Origin of the sequence: Mesorhizobium neociceri, from assembly GCF_013520985.1 — a bacterium.
Taxonomy (GTDB): Bacteria; Pseudomonadota; Alphaproteobacteria; order Rhizobiales; family Rhizobiaceae; genus Mesorhizobium; species Mesorhizobium neociceri.
Genome location: NZ_JACDTY010000034.1, coordinates 26,686 through 45,698 on the forward strand (window position 1 = coordinate 26,686; position 19,013 = coordinate 45,698).

Here is a 19,013-nt window from a genome sequence, read left to right on the forward strand (position 1 = left end):
TTTGGGGCTGGGACTGGCAGCTTTTCAGCAGCGGAGGGTCCAAAGCTGACATTCAAATCAGTGCAACCTGAAGGTAATTAACGAGGCGGGGAAGGATGCTCTACGCACTGTACCCAGCCTCCAACCGAAACTACTTCATTGGCACTCCCGCGGCCACTAGGTCGGCCACCTGTCGATCAATCACTGCAGGATTGATATGGAACGTCATATCGCGCCACCGCGTGGCCTTGAGCCACGGCTGCATGGCAAGCGCCTTGAGGACTTCACTGCGTGCATCGTCAGTTTTTCCAAGATGGACATCGTTGATGGCACGTAGCAGCGGGACAGTGATCTGGAAGTCTGACGCCTTCGTGATCAGGGCAGCAGATTCGGCGTACTTTCCAATATCGGTCAGGGCATTCGCCTTCATAACGAGATAATAGTCGGCGAAGTTTGGATCGTTCTTGAGCCCGTATTCTGCTCGCTCAATGGCCTTGTCTGTCAGGCCACTGAAACGGGCTGCAGATGAAAGGTCGCCGATGAGAAACGCGTCTCCGGGCGAAAGCGCGATTACCTCGTCGGCCCTGCGCAGAGACAGATCGAAGTTCCCCTCATGAGCGCTGACGTAGACGGATGACCACAAGCAGCTTTTTCTTGCGTCGGGTCCGAGGTTAGCCCGCGGAAGAATCTTTGCTTCCAGTTCAGATGCCATGTGCCAATGCTCTTCAGGCTTATCGTCAAAAGCGAGGTTAGCCGCCAAGACGTGATCCCAGGCCAGTCCGCACGACAACAGCGACGAATCGGGAAATTTGGCCAAGCCCTCAAGAATTATGTCGGTCGCCTTTACCAGGCTCTCGGGCGTAAACTGCCCAAAGAAGAAATTGGATCGAAGGAAGAAGTCGTACTCTTCAAGATCCGGTGTGTCCTTTTCCCAGACCTTCTTGTATTCCATGTCGTACATTTTTCCGCGCTGGCCACCAAGCGTGCCAATGATGCGTTCGATCGCCTCGTCTTGAATCGCAAGGGGATTGCTTCCAGAGCGATCGAACTTTTCCGCCCAGAGATTTTCGCCTGTGCGCGCGTCGATCAGTTGTGCGGTGATGCGCACCCGGTCCGTCTCCTTCCAGACACTGCCCTCGATCACGTAGGCCACGTTCAACTCTTGGCCGAGCCGGCGGACATCGGTTGGCTTGTCCTTATAGACGAAACTAGAACTACGCGAGAGCACCTTGAGTTCGGTGACGCCTGCCAGCATCGAGATCAAATTGTCTGTCATGCCGTCGCTAAAATAATCTAGCGTCGTGTCGCCGCTCATGTTCTTGAACGGCAAAACCGCCACGGTCGGGATGCCACCTTGGCCTATCTCGCGCTTTGTTCCATAGACCTGCCACCACGCCAGGACCGCTGTGACTGCTAAGACCAGCACTAGGAAGGTCGCCACGGCCGGCAGCCGCGAGCGACTGCGGCTCGCGCGCATGAGCTTGGCCTTGCCGTCGGTCGTGACGCGGTATGCCTCAACCGGCTCCGCGATGTTCTTGACCTTCTGCAGGCCCATCGACTGAAAGCCGAAAGCCAGCTTCTTCTCAACCTCGCGCGCGACCTTCGCAGACACCCAGATACCCCCAGGCTCAGCAAGTTGTTCTAGTCGCGCCGCGATATTTACGCCCTCGCCAAACCGATCGTCACCCTCGACAATCACCTCGCCAAGATTGACGCCGATGCGCACTTCCACGCGCTGGTCTTTCGGCAACGAGGCGTTTCGCTCGGCCAGCCCACGCTGCAACAAAACCGCGCATTCCATCGCCTCGACGACGGAAGAAAACTCGGCCAGCAGACCGTCACCCATCAGCTTGAAGATAGTGCCATGATGACGCGCTACTGTCGGCTCGAAAAGTTCCTTGTGACCGGCGCGCACCCGTTCATGCGTACCCGCCTCGTCGCGCTCCATCATGGCAGAATATCCGACGACGTCAGCAGCAAGGATGGCGGCGAGCTTACGGTCCATTGCGGAGTACTCTGCCGGCGGCCAACCTCGGAGGCGAGGTGGCAAACCGTCCCGGGTTCCGATCAGTCTCGCCTATCAGGACCTTACCCGCAAGCGGCTGCTGGTTATGAAACGACATGATTGGGCCGACAGCTGAATGGCGGCTTTTCGCGTCCGAAGAACGATAGCGGACGTACAGCCGGTGGGACCAGCTCTGAAGCTGACCCGATGCTGACCTTTGCGTCGATCATTCGGAACGGCCGCAATTGAACTCGAAGTGGCTATTCACACCGCGCAAATAGTCTCCCTGACAGCGAGGTGCTGGCGGGACGTTTGGCTTAGTAAGTTTTGTGCTCGCAACCTACGCAAATTGGGCGTACCGTTGGCATATCGTCGGTTGCTAATTCATGAGCCGACGACTGAGAGCGCAAGACTCCCGCATCGGACTGGGCGCGCTAGGTTCCACAACTACTCGTCGCGCTCACCAGACCATCTGCCTCTGCTGAAACCTCTTTTCCTCGGTTCCGGCCAGTATTGCTTTTGATCGGAAGGGGAGCGTTCTGATGCAGATCATGCAAACCCGCCGCCGATTCCTGGCCGGCGCTGCAATGGCAGGCGCTGCCGGTATCGTCGGTCTTCCAGGGTCACTCCACGCGGAACCGCCGTTGGAAACGACCACGGTTCGTCTGCCGCTGTGGGTCGGTAGTTCCTACTGTTGGGCAGGTGCCTACATCGCCGGAGAACTGATGCGCGCCGAGGGTCTTACCGATGTCCGCTACGTAGAAGGCGACAGAAGCGTCAACCAATCGGTATGGATCGCACGCGGTGAGACCGATTTCTCCGTGAACTTTGCGCCGAACCAGGTCGCGTCGATCGCCGCCGGCGTGCCGATCAAGGTGCTGACCGGTTTGCACTCGGGATGCCTCGAACTGATCGCCAAGGAGAGCATTAGCAGCGTCACGGATCTGCGGGGCAAGAGAGTGGGCGTGAACGGTTTCAACAACTCGCGACACGTGTGGCTGTCCCTCATGTCCGCCTATGTCGGGCTCGATCCAGTGAACGATATCCAATGGGTCTTGACTAACGACGTCAAGCCGACGGAACTCTTCGTCGAAGGGAAGATCGACGCATTCCTCGGGACGCCGCCCCAGCCGCAGGAGCTGCGCGCCAAGAAGATCGGCCACACGATCCTCAACAATGCCGTCGACCGCCCGTGGTCACAGTATTTCTGCTGCATGATCTCGGCCACGACGGACTACGTGACAAGATACCCGGTGGCGACCAAGCGGGTCTTGCGATCCATCCTCAAGGCCGCCGACCTCTGCGTGTCGGATCCGGAAAGGGTGGCGCAGCAGATGGTCGATCGCGATTTCGAGACCAGCTATGACTACGCGCTCCAAACTCTGAAGGACATTCGGTATGACCGCTGGCGGGAATTCGATCCCAAAGACTCCTTGCGATTCTACGCACTGCGCATGCAGGAGACGGGCATGATCAAGTCGAGCCCTCAGCAAATTATCGCCAACGGAACGGACTGGCGCTTCCTCGACGAGTTGAAGCGTGAGCTGAAAACCTGATCCCACCTGTTTCGAGGGGAGACGTAGACATGCAAATCATCCAGAGCCGCAGGCGCTTCCTGGCCGGCCTGACGGCTGCCTGCACCGCAAGCCTCGTCGGCGCTCCAACTCGAGTTCTTGCCGAGCCAGAGCCGGAGACCACACGCATTCGCTTGGCCAAGACCCTTAGCATCTGCGTGGCGCCACAGTATGTTGTAGAGGACCTGCTGCGCGCTGAGGGCTTCACCGAGGTTGCCTATGTCGCCAAAGGCGCCGGTGCTGCCACGGCCTCGGCGGTGGCGAATGGCGAGATCGACTTTAGCCTCAACTTCGTGACAAATTCGATCGTCGCCTTGGACTCCGGTGCGCGGCTCACTCTGCTCGGCGGCGTCCATCCCGGTTGCTTCGAGCTGTTTGCCAAGCGCGGGATCGACAGCGTCGTCGATCTGAAAGGCAGGAACGTCGGCGTCCAAGGGCTCGGTACGGGCCCGCATCTGTTCCTCGCCAGCATCGCCGCCTATGTCGGGCTTGATCCGGCGCGCGACATCAACTGGGTGGTGGACCCGGCGGTCAAGCCCAAGGAGCTGTTCGCTCGGGGCGACATCGACGCGTTCCTGGGCTTTCCGCCGGACCCGCAGGAATTGCGGCGCAGCAAGGTCGGGCACGTGATCATCAACAGCACTGTGGACCGGCCTTGGTCACAATATTTCTGCTGCATGCTGTCCGCCAACAGCGATTTTGTGGCCGCGCATCCAGTTGCTACCAAGCGTGTGTTGCGCGCCATCCTCAAGGCTGCGGATCTATGCACCGCGGCGCCGGCCCAGGTTGCCGAGCGCCTGGTGGCGGGCGGGTTCGCCAGCCACTACGACGATGCGTTCGCAGCGATCAGCGAGCTGCCTTACCGGAAATGGCGGGACTACGATTCCACTGACACCGTCCGCTTCTATGCGCTGCGGCTGAAAGAAATCGGTTTGATCAGCTCCACACCCGACAGGATCATCGCCACCGGAACGGATTGGCGCTTTCTCGATCAACTAAAGCAGGAGCTGAAGACGTAGACCTATCGCCGATACGCGTTGCCTTTTTCAAGGGAGGACAGACTCGTGCAGATTGTCCAGAACCGTCGCCGTTTCCTCACAGGCCTGTCTGCGCTCGCAGCCGCGGGTCTTGCAAAGGGCCGCAACGCAGCCGCCGCCGAAGCGGCACCTGAAACCACGGTCGCCCGCTTTGCGGCGGCGCCCGGTATCTGCATCGCCCCGCAGTACGTCGCCGAGGATCTGATCCGCGCAGAGGGGTTCTCAGATTTCGGCTTCGTGGCCGCCCAGGCCGGCATCGCCCAGACCGAGATGCTGGCGCGCGGCGACATCGACTTCGGCATTGACTTTGCCACGGCTCTAATCATTCCGGTCGACACTGGCGCCCCGATCAAGGTGATCTCCGGAGTACATGTCGGCTGCTACGAATTGTTTGGCCGCGAGGACATCAAAAGCATTACGGATCTCAAAGGCCGCAAGGTCGGCGTCGGCGGCAATCTATCGTCGGATCCGCATATCTTCGTCAGTGCCATGGCGACCTATGTCGGCCTCGATCCGCAACGCGACATCGAATGGATCGTCGGCGAGGCAAAGCCGGCGGAGCTCTTCGCCGAGGGTAAGGTCGACGCGTTCCTGGCTTTTCCGCCTGAGGCTCAAGACCTCCGCGCCCGCAAAGTCGGCCACGTCATCCTCGACAGTTCCAAGGACCGGCCGTGGTCGCAATATTACTGCTGCATGCTGGCGGTCAACGCCGCCTATGCCGAGAAAAATCCAGCTGCCACCAAGCGCGTAATCCGGGCCATCATCAAATCGGCCGAAATCTGCGCGGCCGAGCCGGAACGGGTGGCACGCCTCCTGGTGGATGGCGGACGCACCGAACACTACGACTACGCAGTGCAGTCGCTCCGCGAGATCCCGTACTCCAATTGGCGCGACTTCGATCCCGAGGACACGATGAGGTTCTTCTCGCTGCGGCTGCATGAAGCCGGGATTGTCAAGTCGAGCCCAAACGAGATCATCGCGAAGGGCACCGATTGGCAGTTCTTCAACGAGGTCAAGCGTGAGTTGAAAGGCTGAGTCTGCTCGCGCCGAGGAGAGGAGACGTGACATGGAGATTGTCCAGAGCCGCCGCCACTTCATGATGGGCCTGTCGGCGGTCGGCGCCGCGGGCCTCGTCAGCGTGCCGACATCGGCTCATGCCGAGCCGGCGCCAGAGACCACGACAGTGCGTTTGCCAAGGACGTTCCGCGCCCTTTGCGAAGCACCCAAGAATATCGCCGGAGAGCTATTGCGCGCCGAAGGGTTCACAGATGTACGCTACATAGACTTGGCCGCCGACTCCGACCCGGCCGCGATGCTCGCAAACGGCGAACTGGATTTCACCACCGACTTTCCGCCAGCGCACATCATGGCGATCGAAGCCGGGATGCCGATAAAGGTGGTTACCGGCCTGCACTCCGGCTGCCTCGAACTGATCGTCAAGGAAAGCATCAACAGCATCTCCGACCTCAAGGGCAAGAGGGTGGGCGTGTTCGCGCTGACGTCGGCTCCGCACGTGCTCGTGACCCTCATGGCCGCGTATGTCGGTCTCGATCCCGCCACCGATCTCGAGTGGGTCGCGAACCCGGACGTCAGCTCGATGCAATTCTTTAACGAAGGAAAGGTCGATGCCTTTCTGGCGGTGCCACCCGAGCCGCAGGAGCAGCGCGTCCGGAACGTCGGCCACACGATCCTCAATACGACCGTCGACCGGCCATGGTCGCAACACTACTGCTGCATGCTTGCCGGCAACGCGGACTTTGTCGACAGACACCCGGTGGCGACCAAACGCGTGCTACGAGCCATTCTCAAGGCCGCCGACATCTGCGTGTCGAATCCAGGACTGGCTGCGCAACTATCGGTCGATGGCAAGTTCACCGATCGATACGACTATGCGTTGGAAGGCTTGCGCGAAGCGCGCTACGACGTGTGGCGGGAGTTCGACCCCGAAGACACAATGCGCTTCTACGCACTGCGGATGAACGAAGTCGGCTTCATCGAGGCCGGCCCTAACAAGATTATTGCCAACGGCACGGATTGGCGTTTCCTCAACGAGATCAAGCGCGAGCTGAAAACGTGAGCAGCCAACCGGCATTAGTTGCCTTTTATGGGAAGGAGAGGCCCATGCAGATCATTCAAAATCGCCGCACCTTCATGGCTGGCGCTGCGGCGGCCGGCACCGCCGGTTTCATCGGCGCAACGACTGAGGCCTGGGCCGAGGCACCACCGGAAACGACCACCGTCCGCTTGCCGCGGTGGATCGATGGTGCCTACTGCTGGGCGGGGATGTACCTGGCCGGAGAGCTCCTCAAAGCGGAGGGCTTCACCGACGTCCGCTACGTCCAGGGCGACGAGAAAGTCGATCAGGCGGTGTGGATTGCACGCGGCGACACGGATTTCAGCATGAACTACGCGCCGGTCCATGTCGCGTCGATCGACGCCGGCGTGCCAATCAGGGTGCTTGGCGGTCTGCACTCCGGGTGCCTCGAGCTGATCGCCAACGACAGCATCCGAAGCATCCCGGACCTCAAGGGCAAGCGGGTGGGCATGCACGACATCGATGCGCCGTCGCGCGTGCTGGTCGCCCTGATGGCCGCCTATATCGGACTGGACCCCGTCAACGACATCGAATGGGTCCAGGAAAGCAAGCCGGTGGAAGCCTTCGCCGACGAGAAATTCGATGCATATCTCTTCACGCCGCCGGAGACGCAGCAACTGCGCACCAAGAAAATCGGCCACACGATCCTCAACACGACCCTCGACCGCCCTTGGTCGCAATACTTCTGCTGCATGACTTCGGCCGCTGCGGACTACGTGAACAGATACCCGGTGGCGACCAAGCGCGTGCTAAGGGCCATCGTCAAGGGCGCCGACCTATGCATTTCGGATCCCGCATGGAGTGCAGCGCAGATGGTCGATCGAGGTTTCGTCCCCAGCTACGAAATCGCGCTGCAAACGCTGAGCGACACGCGGTACGACGTCTGGCGGGACTACGATGCCGAAGCCTCGATGCGCTTCTACGCGCTGCGCATGCAGGAGACGGGCATGATCAAGTCGAGCCCACAGCAGATCATCGCGGATGGAACGGACTGGCGCTTCATCGAGGAGCTGAAGCGTGAGTTGAAAACCTGAGCCTGCTTTGTCCCAGGGAGGAAGCGTGACATGCGGATCATTCAGAATCGACGCCGTTTCATGGCCGGCCTGGCAGCCGGCACCATGGGAATTGTCGCAACCCCGAGATTGGCGTTTGCCGAGCCGGAGCCCGAGACGACCAGTGTCCGGCTTGGGCGGTGGATCGGAGGCGCCTACTGCTGGGAGTCGCTCTACCTCGCTGGCGAATTGCTCCGCGCCGGCGGCATGACCGACGTCCAGTACGTGCAAGGTGATCAAAAGTACTTCGACAGCAGCGAATGGATTGCAGCGGGTGAGACGGACTTCGACTTCAACATGCCGCCGATGCACATCCGCAGCCTCGAGGCTGGGGTGCCCGTCAAGATCCTGGCCGGCGTGCATTCCGGCTGCTGGGAGTTGCGGGCGAACGATCGCGTCAACAGCGTTGCCGACCTAAAGGGCAAGCGGGTGGGGGTCCGGGCGATGAACGACCACCCGCAGGTGTTTCTCCAACTGCTGATCAACTATGTCGGGCTCGATCCCAACCACGATGTTGAATGGGTCGTAGGCGTCCAGGAGAACGGCTCGCTCATGCAGAACTTCATCGACGGCAAGGTCGATGCCTTCCTTGTAGACACCAGCCAATACTCCGAGGTTCGGAACAAGAAGGTAGGTCACACGGTCTTCAGCAATCTTATCGACCGTCCTTGGTCGCAGTATTTTTGTTGCATGCTCGCCGGCCGGACCGATTATGTCGATAAGTATCCGGTCGCCACCAAGCGTGTGCTGCGGGCCATCCTCCAGGCTGTCGAATTCTGCGTGTCGAACCCGAAATCGGCCGCCCGCGCGGTGGTCGATCGAGGCTTTCTCCCGAGCTACGACGTTGCACTGACCACTCTGCAGAACACCGGGCACGACAGGTGGCGGGAACCCGATGCTGAAGACTCGGTGCGCTTCTACGCGCTGCGCCTCCTGGAGACGGGCATGATCAAGTCGAGCCCGCAGGAGATCATCGCCAAAGGGACGGATTTCCACTTCTTCGAAGAGATCAAGCGCGAACTGAAGACGTGAAAGGCGCAGCGCGAAGGACCGCTGAAGAGGAGAACGTCATGCACATCATCCAGAATCGCCGCCGCTTCATGGCCGGGATCGCGGCGGGTGCCGCGGGATTAGTCGCAGCCCCGAGGTTGGCGCTCGCCGAGCCGGCGTCAGAGACGACGAGAGTCCGGTTGCCGGTGTTCGCCAAGGTTTCGGACTGCCAATCGCCGATGTATGCGGCCACCGAGCTTCTGCATGCCGAAGGCTTGACCGACGTTGAGTTCGTGTCTTCGGGCACCGGCCCTGATTCGTCGGACTGGATCGGCCACGGCGAGATCGACTTCGACTGGAACTACCCGCTCGCGCATGTGCTTAACATCGCAAAGGGCGCGCCGATAAAAGTCTTGACCGGCTTGCATGTCGGCTGTCTTGAGCTGATCGCAAACGATCCCGTCGTTGGCATCCCTGATCTGAAAGGTAAGACGGTCGGAGTGGATGGCAGCACCATCCAGTATCTGTTGCTGAATGTGATGTCTTCCTATGTTGGCCTTGATCCAGCAAAGGATTTCGAAACTCTCGTAACCCCCGATGCGGTTCAAAGCCTCGCGGAGGGTAAGATCGATGCGTTCCTCGGCGGACCGCCCACGCCCCAGCAGGCGCGCGAGCGAAAGCTCGGCCACGTACTTGTCAGCACGGCGATCGACAAACCATGGTCGCAGTATTTTTGTTGCATGCTCGCGAGCACCGCAGATTACGCAGGACGTTACCCGATTGCGACCAAACGAGTCATGCGCGCGCTACTTAAGGCGGTGGACCTCTGCATAACCAATCCGGAAGCGGTTGCGAAAAGTGCTGTCGATATAGGCTACGCCAGCAACTACACGCTTCAGGCTATCCGTTCCGACATACGCTACGACAAATGGCGCGAATATGACCCCGAGGATTCCCTGCGTTTCTATGCGCTGCGTATGCAGGAGACAAATGCGGTCACGATGAGGCCACAGGAGGTCTTGGACCGCGGCACCGACTGGCGTTTCATTAAGGAGCTCAAGCGCGAGATGAAGACGTGAGCCCCTGGCCGACGCGCGCGTTGCTGCTCCTCGCCCTCGTCGCTGAGCCTACGCACACCTCTGCGCATGAAGCGTCAGCGCACGTCGGGGACAGCGAGCGCCTGCCGATGATGGGCGCTGCACCGGATTTCACGCTGATAACGCAGGACCACAAGCCGGTGTCGCTGCACGACTTTCGTGGCAAGGTGGTCGCCGTTGCATTCATCTATACGTACTGTACCGACGTCTGCCCGATGCTGACCGCTCATATGGCCAGCGTGCAGGAGAAGCTGGGCTCGACGTTCGGATCGAAGATCGACTTCGTTTCGATCACTGTCGACCCGGAGCGCGATACGCCCGATGTCTTGAAGGAATATGCGCAGAATTTTGGCGCCGATCTGAAGGGCTGGTCGTTTCTTACCGGTGATCCGGCGGTCGTCCATGAGGTGGGACGGAAATACGGGGTCATCGCGAAGAAGGCGGCGAACGGAGATGTCGACCATACCTTGTTGACGTCGCTCGTAGACCCCAATGGCATCTTGCGAGTACAGTATCTTGGCGTCCGGTTCGACTTGGAGGAGTTCCGGGATGACCTTGTCAGCCTCTTGGACGAATCCAAATAGCATAACGAACCGGCTGGTTGGCTGGGTTGCCCGGCTGCCGGCGCGCGTCCAGACCAAGCTCTTGATCGCTTTCCTGTCGATCGTCGGCCTGCTGATCGTGCTCGGGGCCGTCGGGTTGCAGGTGCTGAGTGGGGTCAACGATCAGACCAACGAGCTGATCAAACTGCAGCGCAGGATCGCGGCCTACCGCCAGGTACAGCACGATACGACCACCCAGCTCTACGGCATCTCCACCGCCCTGTTGCTTCAGGACGACCGGATGCTGGATGCGGCGCTGCGCCAGCTCAATCAGTTCGGCTACGACCTCGACCGCATGGAGTTCGTCGCCAAAGCCGAGGTGGAAGTGCTTAGCCAGGTCAGGCAAGAGTACGAACGGCTGACGGCCGGGGTGACGCACGTGGTAGAACTCGTCCGCGCCGGCCGCACTGAGGAGGCGCGCAAGGTTCAGCTTGATGAAATTATACCGTCGGCTGACCGCCTCGAGCGGTTAACAAACCAGCTAGTTAACATCGCCGAAGCCGACATGGTGGCGGCCATCGAAACGACCGAGGGTGCGTACAGCACGTCCAGACTGATCGTGGTCTCGTTTGCGGTGGGCAGTATCCTGCTGGCGTTGGCGCTCGGCTACATCATCTCCTGGTCGTTGATCGAACCGGTCAAGAAGATCGAAGCGCGTCTCAGCCAGATAGCGGCCGGCGACTTCGCCCAACAGGTTGCCGTCGCCAATCGCGACGAACTTGGAGTGCTCGCCGCTAACGTCAACCGGACCTCCGACCAGCTGGGGCGCCTGTATCAGGAGATTGAGACGCGCACCCAGCAGCTCGACGAAGCCCTTCAGCAGCAGACGGCCACTGCAGACGTTCTGAAGGTCATCAGCCGCTCAACCTTCGATCTGCAGGTCGTACTCGATACGTTGGTGGAATCGGCTGTCAGGCTCTGCCGTGCCGACAAGGGTGGCATCGTGCAGTTGCTGGATGGCGTATTCCGCTATGTGTCGACGCATGGCTACCCGCCCAGTTTCCGTGCTTATGTCGACGCCAATCCACTTCCAGCACTTGCCGCAGGTCGAGGCTCCGCCGTAGGGCGCGTAATCGAAGAACGGCGGATCGTGCAAATCGAAGATGTGACCGCTGATCCGGACTACCGCGTTGCCTTGATCGCTGAGGCAGGCGGATTCCGCACCGTCCTCGCTGCCCCGCTGTTGCGGAAAGGTGATCTCGTTGGCGTATTTGTCATGACAAGGGTTGAGCCGCAACCTTTCAATCCCAAGGAGATCGCGCTCGTCGAGACATTCGCCGACCAGGCGGTGATCGCCATCGAGAATGCGCGGCTCTTCGAGGCGGTGCAGTCACGGACGCGCGAGCTTGCAGCGTCTGTTGGTGAGCTCGAGGCGCTTGGTGAGGTTAGCAAGGCCGTCAATTCGACGCTGGATCTCGACACGGTGCTGAAAACGATCGTCGCCAAAGCGGTCCAGTTGTCGGAGACGGATGCTGGCACCATCTACGTGTTCAGCAGCACGCGGCAGCAATTCCGTCCGCGCGCAAACTTCGGTATGAGCGATGAGCTTATCGCCGCAGTCTCACAACAAACGATCGGGCTGGCCGACATGGGGATCGGCGACGCACCCGGGCGCTGCATGCCGGTGCAGTTTCCCGACCTCAGCGAGGAGACCTCATCCTTCCTTGTAAGAAAGACGATCGTCGACGCCGGATATCGCGGTATCCTGATCGTTCCGCTGCTGAGGCCCAACAAGATCGTCGGTGCACTGGTCGTCAGGCGCCACAAGCCAGGTGCCTTCCATGAGCAAGTTGTCCGCCTGCTGGAGACTTTCGCTGCCCAATCGGTGCTCGCGATCCAGAATGCCAAACTGTTCCGCGAGATCGAGGAGAAAGGCCGGGAGCTCGAGACAGCCAGCCGCCACAAGTCCCAGTTCCTGGCCAATATGAGCCACGAGCTCAGGACACCGCTCAATTCGGTCTTGGGCTTCACCGAACTGCTGGTCGACGGCATCTACGGCGAACTCCCGGACAAGGCAAAGACGACCGTCGCGCGCGTCCAGGCAAACGGCCGTCACCTCCTCGGGCTCATCAACGACGTACTCGACCTTTCCAAAATCGAAGCCGGCCAGCTCACGCTGGCAATCGAGGACTATTCCGCCGCGCAGATTGTTCGATCGACCGTTACGGCTGTCGAGCCGCTGGCACGAGCGAAGGGTCTTGAGCTTTCAACGACTGTTGCCGAAAACCTTCCAATCGGCCGCGGGGACGAACGCCGTTTGACGCAGGTCCTGCTTAATCTTGCAGGCAATGCCGTCAAGTTCACCGAAACGGGTGCTGTCGACATTCTTGCCGATGCGGTAGACGGGCACTTCGAGATCACCGTCCGAGACACCGGTCCCGGCATCGCGTCCAAGGACCAGGCTCTCATCTTCGAAGAATTCCAGCAGGTCGACAACAGCAGCACGAGGCAGAAGGGTGGCACAGGTCTTGGCCTGGCGATCTCGAAGCGCATCGTGGAAATGCATGGCGGAACCATAGACGTCGAGTCCGTGATCGGGTCAGGGTCGACCTTCCGCCTGAAGATACCGATCCGGGTGAATGAGGACGTGAGGGCCGCATGAGCAAACGAATCCTGATGGTGGAAGACACCGAGGACAACCGCCAGATCATCCGCGATCTCATTGCCACCACTGAATACGAACTGATCGAGGCGGCGGACGGCGCCGCCGGCGTCGCAGCCGCCGGCGCGCACAGGCCAGATCTGATCCTCATGGACATTCAGCTCCCGGTGATCGACGGGTATGAAGCGGCCCGCCGGATCAAGGCCGACCCGGCACTCCGACACATACCGATCATCGCCGTCACCTCCTACGCGCTGTCGGGCGACGAGGCGAAAGCCCTTGCTGCAGGGTGCGATGGCTACATTGCCAAGCCGTTCAGTCCGCGCCAGCTGCTCGCCGAGATTCGCCAGTTCCTTTCCTGAGGGGAGACAGCCTTGCACAATCCGCCACGCATTCTCGCGGTCGACGATACCCCGGAAAATCTCGAGATCCTGCGCATGCGACTCGAGGCGAATGGCTACGAAGTGGTGACTGCCGCGGATGGTGAAGAGGGGCTTGCTAAGGCCCGCGATCTCACGCCGGATCTGATCCTCCTCGACATCATGATGCCGAAGCTCGACGGCATCAGCGTGGTGCGCATGCTGAAGCAGGATGTCTCGCTGCGATCGATCCCCGTCATTCTTGTCACCGCGAAAGCCGACACGAGCGATGTGGTCGAGGGGCTGGACGCCGGGGGCGATGACTATTTGACAAAGCCCTTCGAGCACCAGGCGCTGTTGGCGCGGGTGCGCTCGGTGCTGCGCCAGAAGGCGCTTCACGATACCGTCGCAAGCCAGGCCCAACTCCTCCAGGAACAGGCCGCACAGCTTTCCGATTGGAACCGCTCGCTCGAGCAGACCTTGGCGGAGCAGGTGATCGAGATCGAGCGGATGGGCCGGCTGCGGCGTTTCCTGCCCGAGCAGGTCGCCGACCTCATCCTTGCGGCAGGAAATGGCGACACGCTTCTGCAAAGTCACCGTCGCGAGGTGACCGTCGTTTTCTGCGATCTACGCGGCTTTACAGCCTTCGCCGAGACTGCCGAACCCGAGGAGGTGATGGCGGTTCTTAGCGAATACCACGCCTGTCTTGGTGAACAAATCATCCGCCACGAGGGAACCCTTGAGCGATTCGTGGGCGACGGTATCGTCGTGGTTTTCAACGATCCACTGCCCTGCGCCGACCATACGGAGAGAGCCGTCCGCATGGCTACGGCGATGCGTGATGCGATTGACGAGCATTCAGAGCAATGGCGCAAGCGCGATCACTTGCTCGGCTTCGGAATCGGCATCGCCCGAGGCCATGCAACCATAGGGCGGATCGGTTTCGACCAGCGCGCCGATTATGCAGTGATAGGCACAGTGTCGAACCACGCCGCCCGATTGTGTGAGGAAGCCAGGCCACGCCAGATTCTCGTCAGCCAGCGGGTCGTTGGTGCCGTGGAATCACTGGTTGAGTCCGTCGCCGTTGGCGAACTGACACTGAAAGGTTTTCGCCGCCCGATGCCTGCCTATGAAATCGTGCGGTGGATCGGTCGGCCAAGCTAGCGTTGGACGCACTCCGGTCTCTTTCGGACCATACGGCCCGTCGAACCGCCGACACAAAGCAGCCCAGCCATCCACCGATCTCGAGTTCGCTGCAACGGGGCAAAGCGGTCGCCCCGCGAGTAACAACCCAATGTCAGCCTACGCAAATGAGGCCTTCACTCGGATGTCTGCTTTTGGGACGCGGCTATGGCGTGCTCGACGACCGACATTGGGCGCGTAGCCGATAGGCAGCTTTTGGGCCGAAGGCGGACAGGCAGCCTCTGGCCTCGGTTCTTCATTTCCGGACATTCCGTGCTACCCGACCGGTGGCCGACATAAGCTGGAGCAATTAGGCAACTCACGCCACGACAGCCGGGGAGATAGCTATAGGGTAGCTAACTGGTCAATAGAGCCGCGTCGCGCCGTCATCGTCATGTCCATTTCGCTTAGTGATCCAAAAGCACGGCATGGGCCACCATTGCCTCGGCCAGCGTTGGTACACTATCACGCTCCTTCGACGGTTACCGCTCCCAGATCGTCAAGGATGCCGAGGGCGCGCGGATATTCACAGGGCGCGGCTTCGACTGGACCTCGAAATTCCGCGACCTCGCTAAAGCCGCCAACGAGCTGGAGGTGGAAAACACCATCATCGACGGCGAGGTGATCGTCACCCGTGAGGCCGGACTGTCCGACTTCAAGGCACTGCGCAAGGCCATTACCAGTCGGCAGCATGACCTCTATTTCGTCGCCTTCGATTTGCTGCAGCTCAATGGTCACGACCTCCGCGATACTGGTCTCCGCTCAAAAAGGTGCGATCCCCGGTTAGGATCTATATCCTCGGTTCATCGCTCGCAGATCGGTCCACGAGGGCATTCTGCACTGAACTAATTCACAGTAGGAAATCCGTCGCGGTCAGGCCCAGACCTATCCCCGTTAACTCAAGGACGAAATCAGCTCCGCCTTTCCCGTCCACATCTGCCTGAACGAACGTGTTGCCACCGGCCTCATACCACGTGACGCTGTTCGCGATCACGCTGGCGTCCTGGCCCGCGAAGGCAAACGTTTGGTCTCCCTTGAAAGCTGGCTTGTTCGATGTATTAGCGTCGATCGCTGAGAGGTCGATCAAGTCCGCCCCGTGCACGAAATCGGCAATACGGTCCGGTGCGGCGGCCGAGCTACCAGCGACGTTATTAAATATGAACTGATCCTGGCCTGCCAAACCTGTCAGAATGTTGGAGCCCGAGTTTGCGGTTAGTCGGTCGTTGAAGGCGGAGCCGGTGAGATTTTCGAAGAGCGATATCGTGTCCAGACCGGCGCCGACGGTATTCTGCGCGGACGACACGGCCAAGCTGACCGTAACGCCACTGAACGCGTGCTCATAAGAGACGGTATCTATGCCTCCCGCGCCGATGAGCACGTTGTCGCCCGGGTCTCCTTCGAGAACATCGTTGAATGCAGAGCCGACCAGGTTCTCGATGTTGATCAGCGTATCGCCTTGTGAATCGCCTCCACTGCCGGTTCCTGCGGCGAGGTTGACGTTCACGCCCGAGGTCGACGTCGCATACGACGCCGTGTCACTTCCCGTCAGGCCATTCAGAACATCGGCACCGGCCAATCCCGAAAGAGTGTTGTTGGAGCTGTTGCCCGTAATTGAGTTGTCGAGGGCATTTCCAGTGCCATCGATCGGATTCGAGCCGGTTAATATCAGGTTCTCGAAATTTACTCTGAGGGTGTAGGTAATGTTCGATTGGACAGTGTCCGTTCCCTCATTGGCGTTCTCCGTTGCGGAATCGCCCTTGTCGTCGACCACATAGGTGTCGCTGCCGGTGCTGCCGGTAAGGACATCCCTACCCGAACCGCCATCGAGGATGTCGTCTCCAGCAAGCCCAATGAGCGTATCGTTTCCGCCGAGGCCCGACAGGTTGTCGCCTTCTGAAGTGCCAGTCAGCGTGTCGCCCTTGTTGGGATTTCCCACTTGGGTGACCCCGCTGACGTCGGTGACGGTGATCGCGACGTTCTGGGCGGTGTTCAGCGTGCCGTCGGAGGCGGTGACGGTGATGTCGTAGACGTTGTTGGTGCCTTGATCGAGTGGGTTCTCAAAGTCGGGCGCGTTCTTGAAGGTGACCACGCCGGTCGAGGCCGTGATGTCGAACAGGGTCGAGTCCGCCCCCGACAGTACGTAGGTCAGCGCCGCGAGATTGTCGGCGTCACTGGCATTGGCGTCGTAGACCGTGCCGGTGGCGTTCTCGGCGAAGTTGGCCGTCGTGCCTGATGAGAACACTGGCGCATTGTCGTTCTGGTTGGTCAGCGTCACGGTGATGAGCTGCTCGTCGAAACTGCCCTGGCTGTCTGTCGCGCGCACCTGGACATCATAGAGGTGATCGAAGGCGCCGCCGTTGAGGCTTGGGTTCTCGTAGTCCTCGGGCTGGATGAGCGAGAGCTCGCCGGTCTGGCTGTCGATCTGGAACAGGTTTTGATCGGAGCCGCCGACGGTCGAGTAGGTGAGCGTGTCGCCAGCATCCGGATCGGTGGCCTCGACGGTGGTCACCGCGGTCGTGTTCTCGGGAATCGAGATCTGAGCCGTGTCGTCACCGCCATCCGAGGTGATGACAGGCGCGGGGTTGAGAAGCTCGCCAAAAGTCTTCTGGCCGTCCGCGAACTGGAACAGTTCGACATTGCTGACGGTATCTGTCCCTTCAGGAGAGCCGGCACGCAGATCGGCGATGGTCAGGCTCCCGTCCGGGTTCAGGTCGACTTGGTAATCCGCCCGGGTTCCCTCGTAGATCACTGTATCGGAGTCCGCGCCGCCGTCGAGAACATCATCGAGTGCACCGCCCTTCAATATGTCGTCCCCGTCCCCACCAGACAGGTTGTTGTCATGATTTCCTCCGTAGATCTCATCGGCGAACTGCGTGCCGATCACATTGGGGATTCTCGCTATGGAATCGGTGTCGCCGAACGTGTCAATCGCCGTGTCGGAGGGCAGTCCTCCCTGAACGCCACCATCCCCCAACAGATTGACAACAACGCCGTGGGATCCACCTTCGGAACCGTAGTCGAGAGTGTCGGAACCGGCTCCGCCGTCCATCGTGTCGTTTCCGGCTCCGCCGATGAAGGTGTCCGCGCCCCCGTTTCCAAGCAGCGTGTCGTTGCCCCCTTCTCCCATCAGGAAATTGTCGCCGGCGTTGCCAAAGAGATAATCGGCGAAATCCGATCCGCGGGCGTCCTCTATGTTGATCACAGTGTCGGTGTCGCCGAAGAGATCGATCGCGCTATGAGGTCCGGCCGTTCCAAGGAAGGACGTCTGCGTCGTTCCCGAAAGGTTGACGAACACGCCGTGGCTGGCTGTTCCATCATTGTCCCGCGAATAGTCGATCATGTCCTCGCCACCGCCGCCGTCGACGAAATCATCGCCCGCGCCCATCTGGAACTGGCTGAAGGATTGGTCGCCGCCGTACACCGTGTCGCCGAATATGGTGCCGCTAACCTTGTTGATGTTGACCAGCATGTCGGTGTCGCCGAATCCGTCGGTCGCGCTGTTCGCCGCTTGGCCTCCTTGCGCTTCATCCGAAAGGTTCACGGTGACGCCGCTGCCGCCGCCGTGATGAATGTCCTGGTCGTAGTACGCCCAGGAGTCACCGGACCCGCCGGTAAGAATGTCGTCGCCGCCGAGCCCCTGGAAGCCTTCGTAGCCTTCGCCGTCTCCGACCAGCACGTCGGCGAACTCCGATCCGATGATGTCTTCGATGTTCTGCAACGTGTCGGTGTCGCCGTAGAGGTCGATGGCTGTGCCTGCCGCGGCCGTTCCAAGGAAGGAGGTCTGCTCGGTGTCCGACAGGTTGACGAAAACGCCATGGGTCGCGGTGCCCCCCTCATTGTCACGCGAATAGTCGATCGCATCCTGGCTGTCGCCGCCGTCGACGAAATCGCTGCCCGCGCCCATCTGGTACTGGCTGAAGGATTGGTCGCCGCCGTAGACCGTGTCAGCAAACTGGGTGCCGCGCACCTTGTTGATGTTGACCAGCGTATCGGTGTCGCCGAATCCGTCGGTCGCGCTGTTCGCCGCTTGGCCTCCTTGCGCTTCATCCGAAAGGTTCACGGTGACGCCGCTGCTGCCGCCGTGATGAATGTCCTGGTCGTAGTACGCCCAGGAGTCACCGGACCCGCCGGTAAGAATGTCGTCGCCGCCGAGCCCCTGGAAGCCTTCGTAGCCTTCGCCGTCTCCGACCAGCACGTCAGCGAACTCCGATCCGATGATGTCTTCGATGTTCTGCAACGTGTCGGTGTCGCCGTAGAGGTCGATGGCTGTGCCTGCCGCGGCCGTTCCAAGGAAGGAGGTCTGCTCGGTGTCCGACAGGTTGACGAAAACGCCATGGGTCGCGGTGCCCCCCTCATTGTCACGCGAATAGTCGATCGCATCCTGGCTGTCGCCGCCGTCGACGAAATCGCTGCCCGCGCCCATCTGGTACTGGCTGAAG

14 protein-coding genes are annotated in these 19,013 nt (G+C 60.4%); 12 read left to right on the plus strand and 2 right to left on the minus strand.

Annotated elements, in window-relative coordinates:
• Window positions 1–130: 130 nt before the first annotated feature.
• Window positions 131–1,984 (minus strand): adenylate/guanylate cyclase domain-containing protein, encoded by a 1,854-nt coding sequence (locus tag H0241_RS33670; RefSeq protein ID WP_181062028.1) that lies wholly within the window; start codon window positions 1,982–1,984, stop codon window positions 131–133.
• A gap of 542 nt (window positions 1,985–2,526) precedes the next feature.
• Between H0241_RS33670 and H0241_RS33675 the strand changes: the two genes are divergently transcribed.
• The 12 genes from H0241_RS33675 (at window position 2,527) to H0241_RS33730 (ending at window position 15,423) form a co-directional block, all read left to right on the plus strand.
• Window positions 2,527–3,540 (plus strand): ABC transporter substrate-binding protein, encoded by a 1,014-nt coding sequence (locus tag H0241_RS33675; protein ID WP_181062029.1) that lies wholly within the window; start codon window positions 2,527–2,529, stop codon window positions 3,538–3,540.
• A 29-nt stretch (window positions 3,541–3,569) separates the two neighbouring features.
• Window positions 3,570–4,577 carry an ABC transporter substrate-binding protein gene (locus H0241_RS33680; RefSeq protein ID WP_181062030.1) on the plus strand — a complete coding sequence of 336 codons (1,008 nt, stop codon included), beginning with the start codon at window positions 3,570–3,572 and terminating at the stop codon, window positions 4,575–4,577.
• Window positions 4,578–4,622: 45 nt separating this feature from the next.
• The gene (locus H0241_RS33685; RefSeq protein ID WP_181062031.1) at window positions 4,623–5,630 is read left to right on the plus strand and encodes an ABC transporter substrate-binding protein; all 1,008 of its coding nucleotides are present in this window, start codon (window positions 4,623–4,625) and stop codon (window positions 5,628–5,630) included.
• 31 nt (window positions 5,631–5,661) lie between these two features.
• Entirely contained in the window at window positions 5,662–6,672 is a 1,011-nt protein-coding gene (locus tag H0241_RS33690) for an ABC transporter substrate-binding protein (protein WP_181062032.1), read from the plus strand.
• 44 nt (window positions 6,673–6,716) lie between these two features.
• Window positions 6,717–7,724 carry an ABC transporter substrate-binding protein gene (locus tag H0241_RS33695; protein WP_181062033.1) on the plus strand — a complete coding sequence of 336 codons (1,008 nt, stop codon included), beginning with the start codon at window positions 6,717–6,719 and terminating at the stop codon, window positions 7,722–7,724.
• A 30-nt stretch (window positions 7,725–7,754) separates the two neighbouring features.
• Window positions 7,755–8,774 (plus strand): ABC transporter substrate-binding protein, encoded by a 1,020-nt coding sequence (locus H0241_RS33700; RefSeq protein WP_181062034.1) that lies wholly within the window; start codon window positions 7,755–7,757, stop codon window positions 8,772–8,774.
• Between the two features lie 38 nt (window positions 8,775–8,812).
• Window positions 8,813–9,811 (plus strand): ABC transporter substrate-binding protein, encoded by a 999-nt coding sequence (locus H0241_RS33705; RefSeq protein WP_181062035.1) that lies wholly within the window; start codon window positions 8,813–8,815, stop codon window positions 9,809–9,811.
• Window positions 9,808–10,413: an SCO family protein gene (locus H0241_RS33710; protein WP_181062036.1), complete on the plus strand. Its 606-nt coding sequence runs from the start codon at window positions 9,808–9,810 to the stop codon at window positions 10,411–10,413. The genes H0241_RS33705 and H0241_RS33710 overlap by 4 nt, the downstream gene beginning before the upstream one ends.
• Window positions 10,379–13,033 (plus strand): GAF domain-containing protein, encoded by a 2,655-nt coding sequence (locus tag H0241_RS33715; RefSeq protein WP_181062037.1) that lies wholly within the window; start codon window positions 10,379–10,381, stop codon window positions 13,031–13,033. The genes H0241_RS33710 and H0241_RS33715 overlap by 35 nt, the downstream gene beginning before the upstream one ends.
• Window positions 13,030–13,395, plus strand: a complete 366-nt coding sequence (locus H0241_RS33720) for a response regulator (protein WP_181062038.1) — start codon at window positions 13,030–13,032, stop codon at window positions 13,393–13,395. Before H0241_RS33715 ends, H0241_RS33720 begins: the two co-directional genes overlap by 4 nt.
• 12 nt (window positions 13,396–13,407) lie before the next feature.
• Window positions 13,408–14,556 (plus strand): response regulator, encoded by a 1,149-nt coding sequence (locus H0241_RS33725; RefSeq protein ID WP_181062039.1) that lies wholly within the window; start codon window positions 13,408–13,410, stop codon window positions 14,554–14,556.
• Window positions 14,557–15,096: 540 nt separating this feature from the next.
• Complete coding sequence (locus H0241_RS33730; protein ID WP_328824960.1) at window positions 15,097–15,423, plus strand: ATP-dependent DNA ligase; 327 nt, start codon at window positions 15,097–15,099, stop codon at window positions 15,421–15,423.
• A 1-nt stretch (window position 15,424) separates the two neighbouring features.
• On the opposite strand, the gene H0241_RS33735 is transcribed toward H0241_RS33730, so the two are convergent.
• Window positions 15,425–18,997 (minus strand): beta strand repeat-containing protein, encoded by a 3,573-nt coding sequence (locus tag H0241_RS33735; RefSeq protein ID WP_210285172.1) that lies wholly within the window; start codon window positions 18,995–18,997, stop codon window positions 15,425–15,427.
• Window positions 18,998–19,013 lie beyond the last annotated feature (16 nt).

What these genes read in the sequence shown, in the direction of transcription:
- H0241_RS33690 (WP_181062032.1), top strand. Translation starts at nt 5,662, where the DNA reads ATGGAGATTGTCCAGAGCCGCCGCCACTTCATGATGGGCCTGTCGGCG.
- H0241_RS33720 (WP_181062038.1), top strand. Translation starts at nt 13,030, where the DNA reads ATGAGCAAACGAATCCTGATGGTGGAAGACACCGAGGACAACCGCCAG.
- H0241_RS33670 (WP_181062028.1), bottom strand. Translation starts at nt 1,984, where the DNA reads ATGGACCGTAAGCTCGCCGCCATCCTTGCTGCTGACGTCGTCGGATAT.
- H0241_RS33715 (WP_181062037.1), top strand. Translation starts at nt 10,379, where the DNA reads ATGACCTTGTCAGCCTCTTGGACGAATCCAAATAGCATAACGAACCGG.
- H0241_RS33695 (WP_181062033.1), top strand. Translation starts at nt 6,717, where the DNA reads ATGCAGATCATTCAAAATCGCCGCACCTTCATGGCTGGCGCTGCGGCG.
- H0241_RS33705 (WP_181062035.1), top strand. Translation starts at nt 8,813, where the DNA reads ATGCACATCATCCAGAATCGCCGCCGCTTCATGGCCGGGATCGCGGCG.
- H0241_RS33675 (WP_181062029.1), top strand. Translation starts at nt 2,527, where the DNA reads ATGCAGATCATGCAAACCCGCCGCCGATTCCTGGCCGGCGCTGCAATG.
- H0241_RS33735 (WP_210285172.1), bottom strand. Translation starts at nt 18,997, where the DNA reads ATGGGCGCGGGCAGCGATTTCGTCGACGGCGGCGACAGCCAGGATGCG.
- H0241_RS33700 (WP_181062034.1), top strand. Translation starts at nt 7,755, where the DNA reads ATGCGGATCATTCAGAATCGACGCCGTTTCATGGCCGGCCTGGCAGCC.
- H0241_RS33680 (WP_181062030.1), top strand. Translation starts at nt 3,570, where the DNA reads ATGCAAATCATCCAGAGCCGCAGGCGCTTCCTGGCCGGCCTGACGGCT.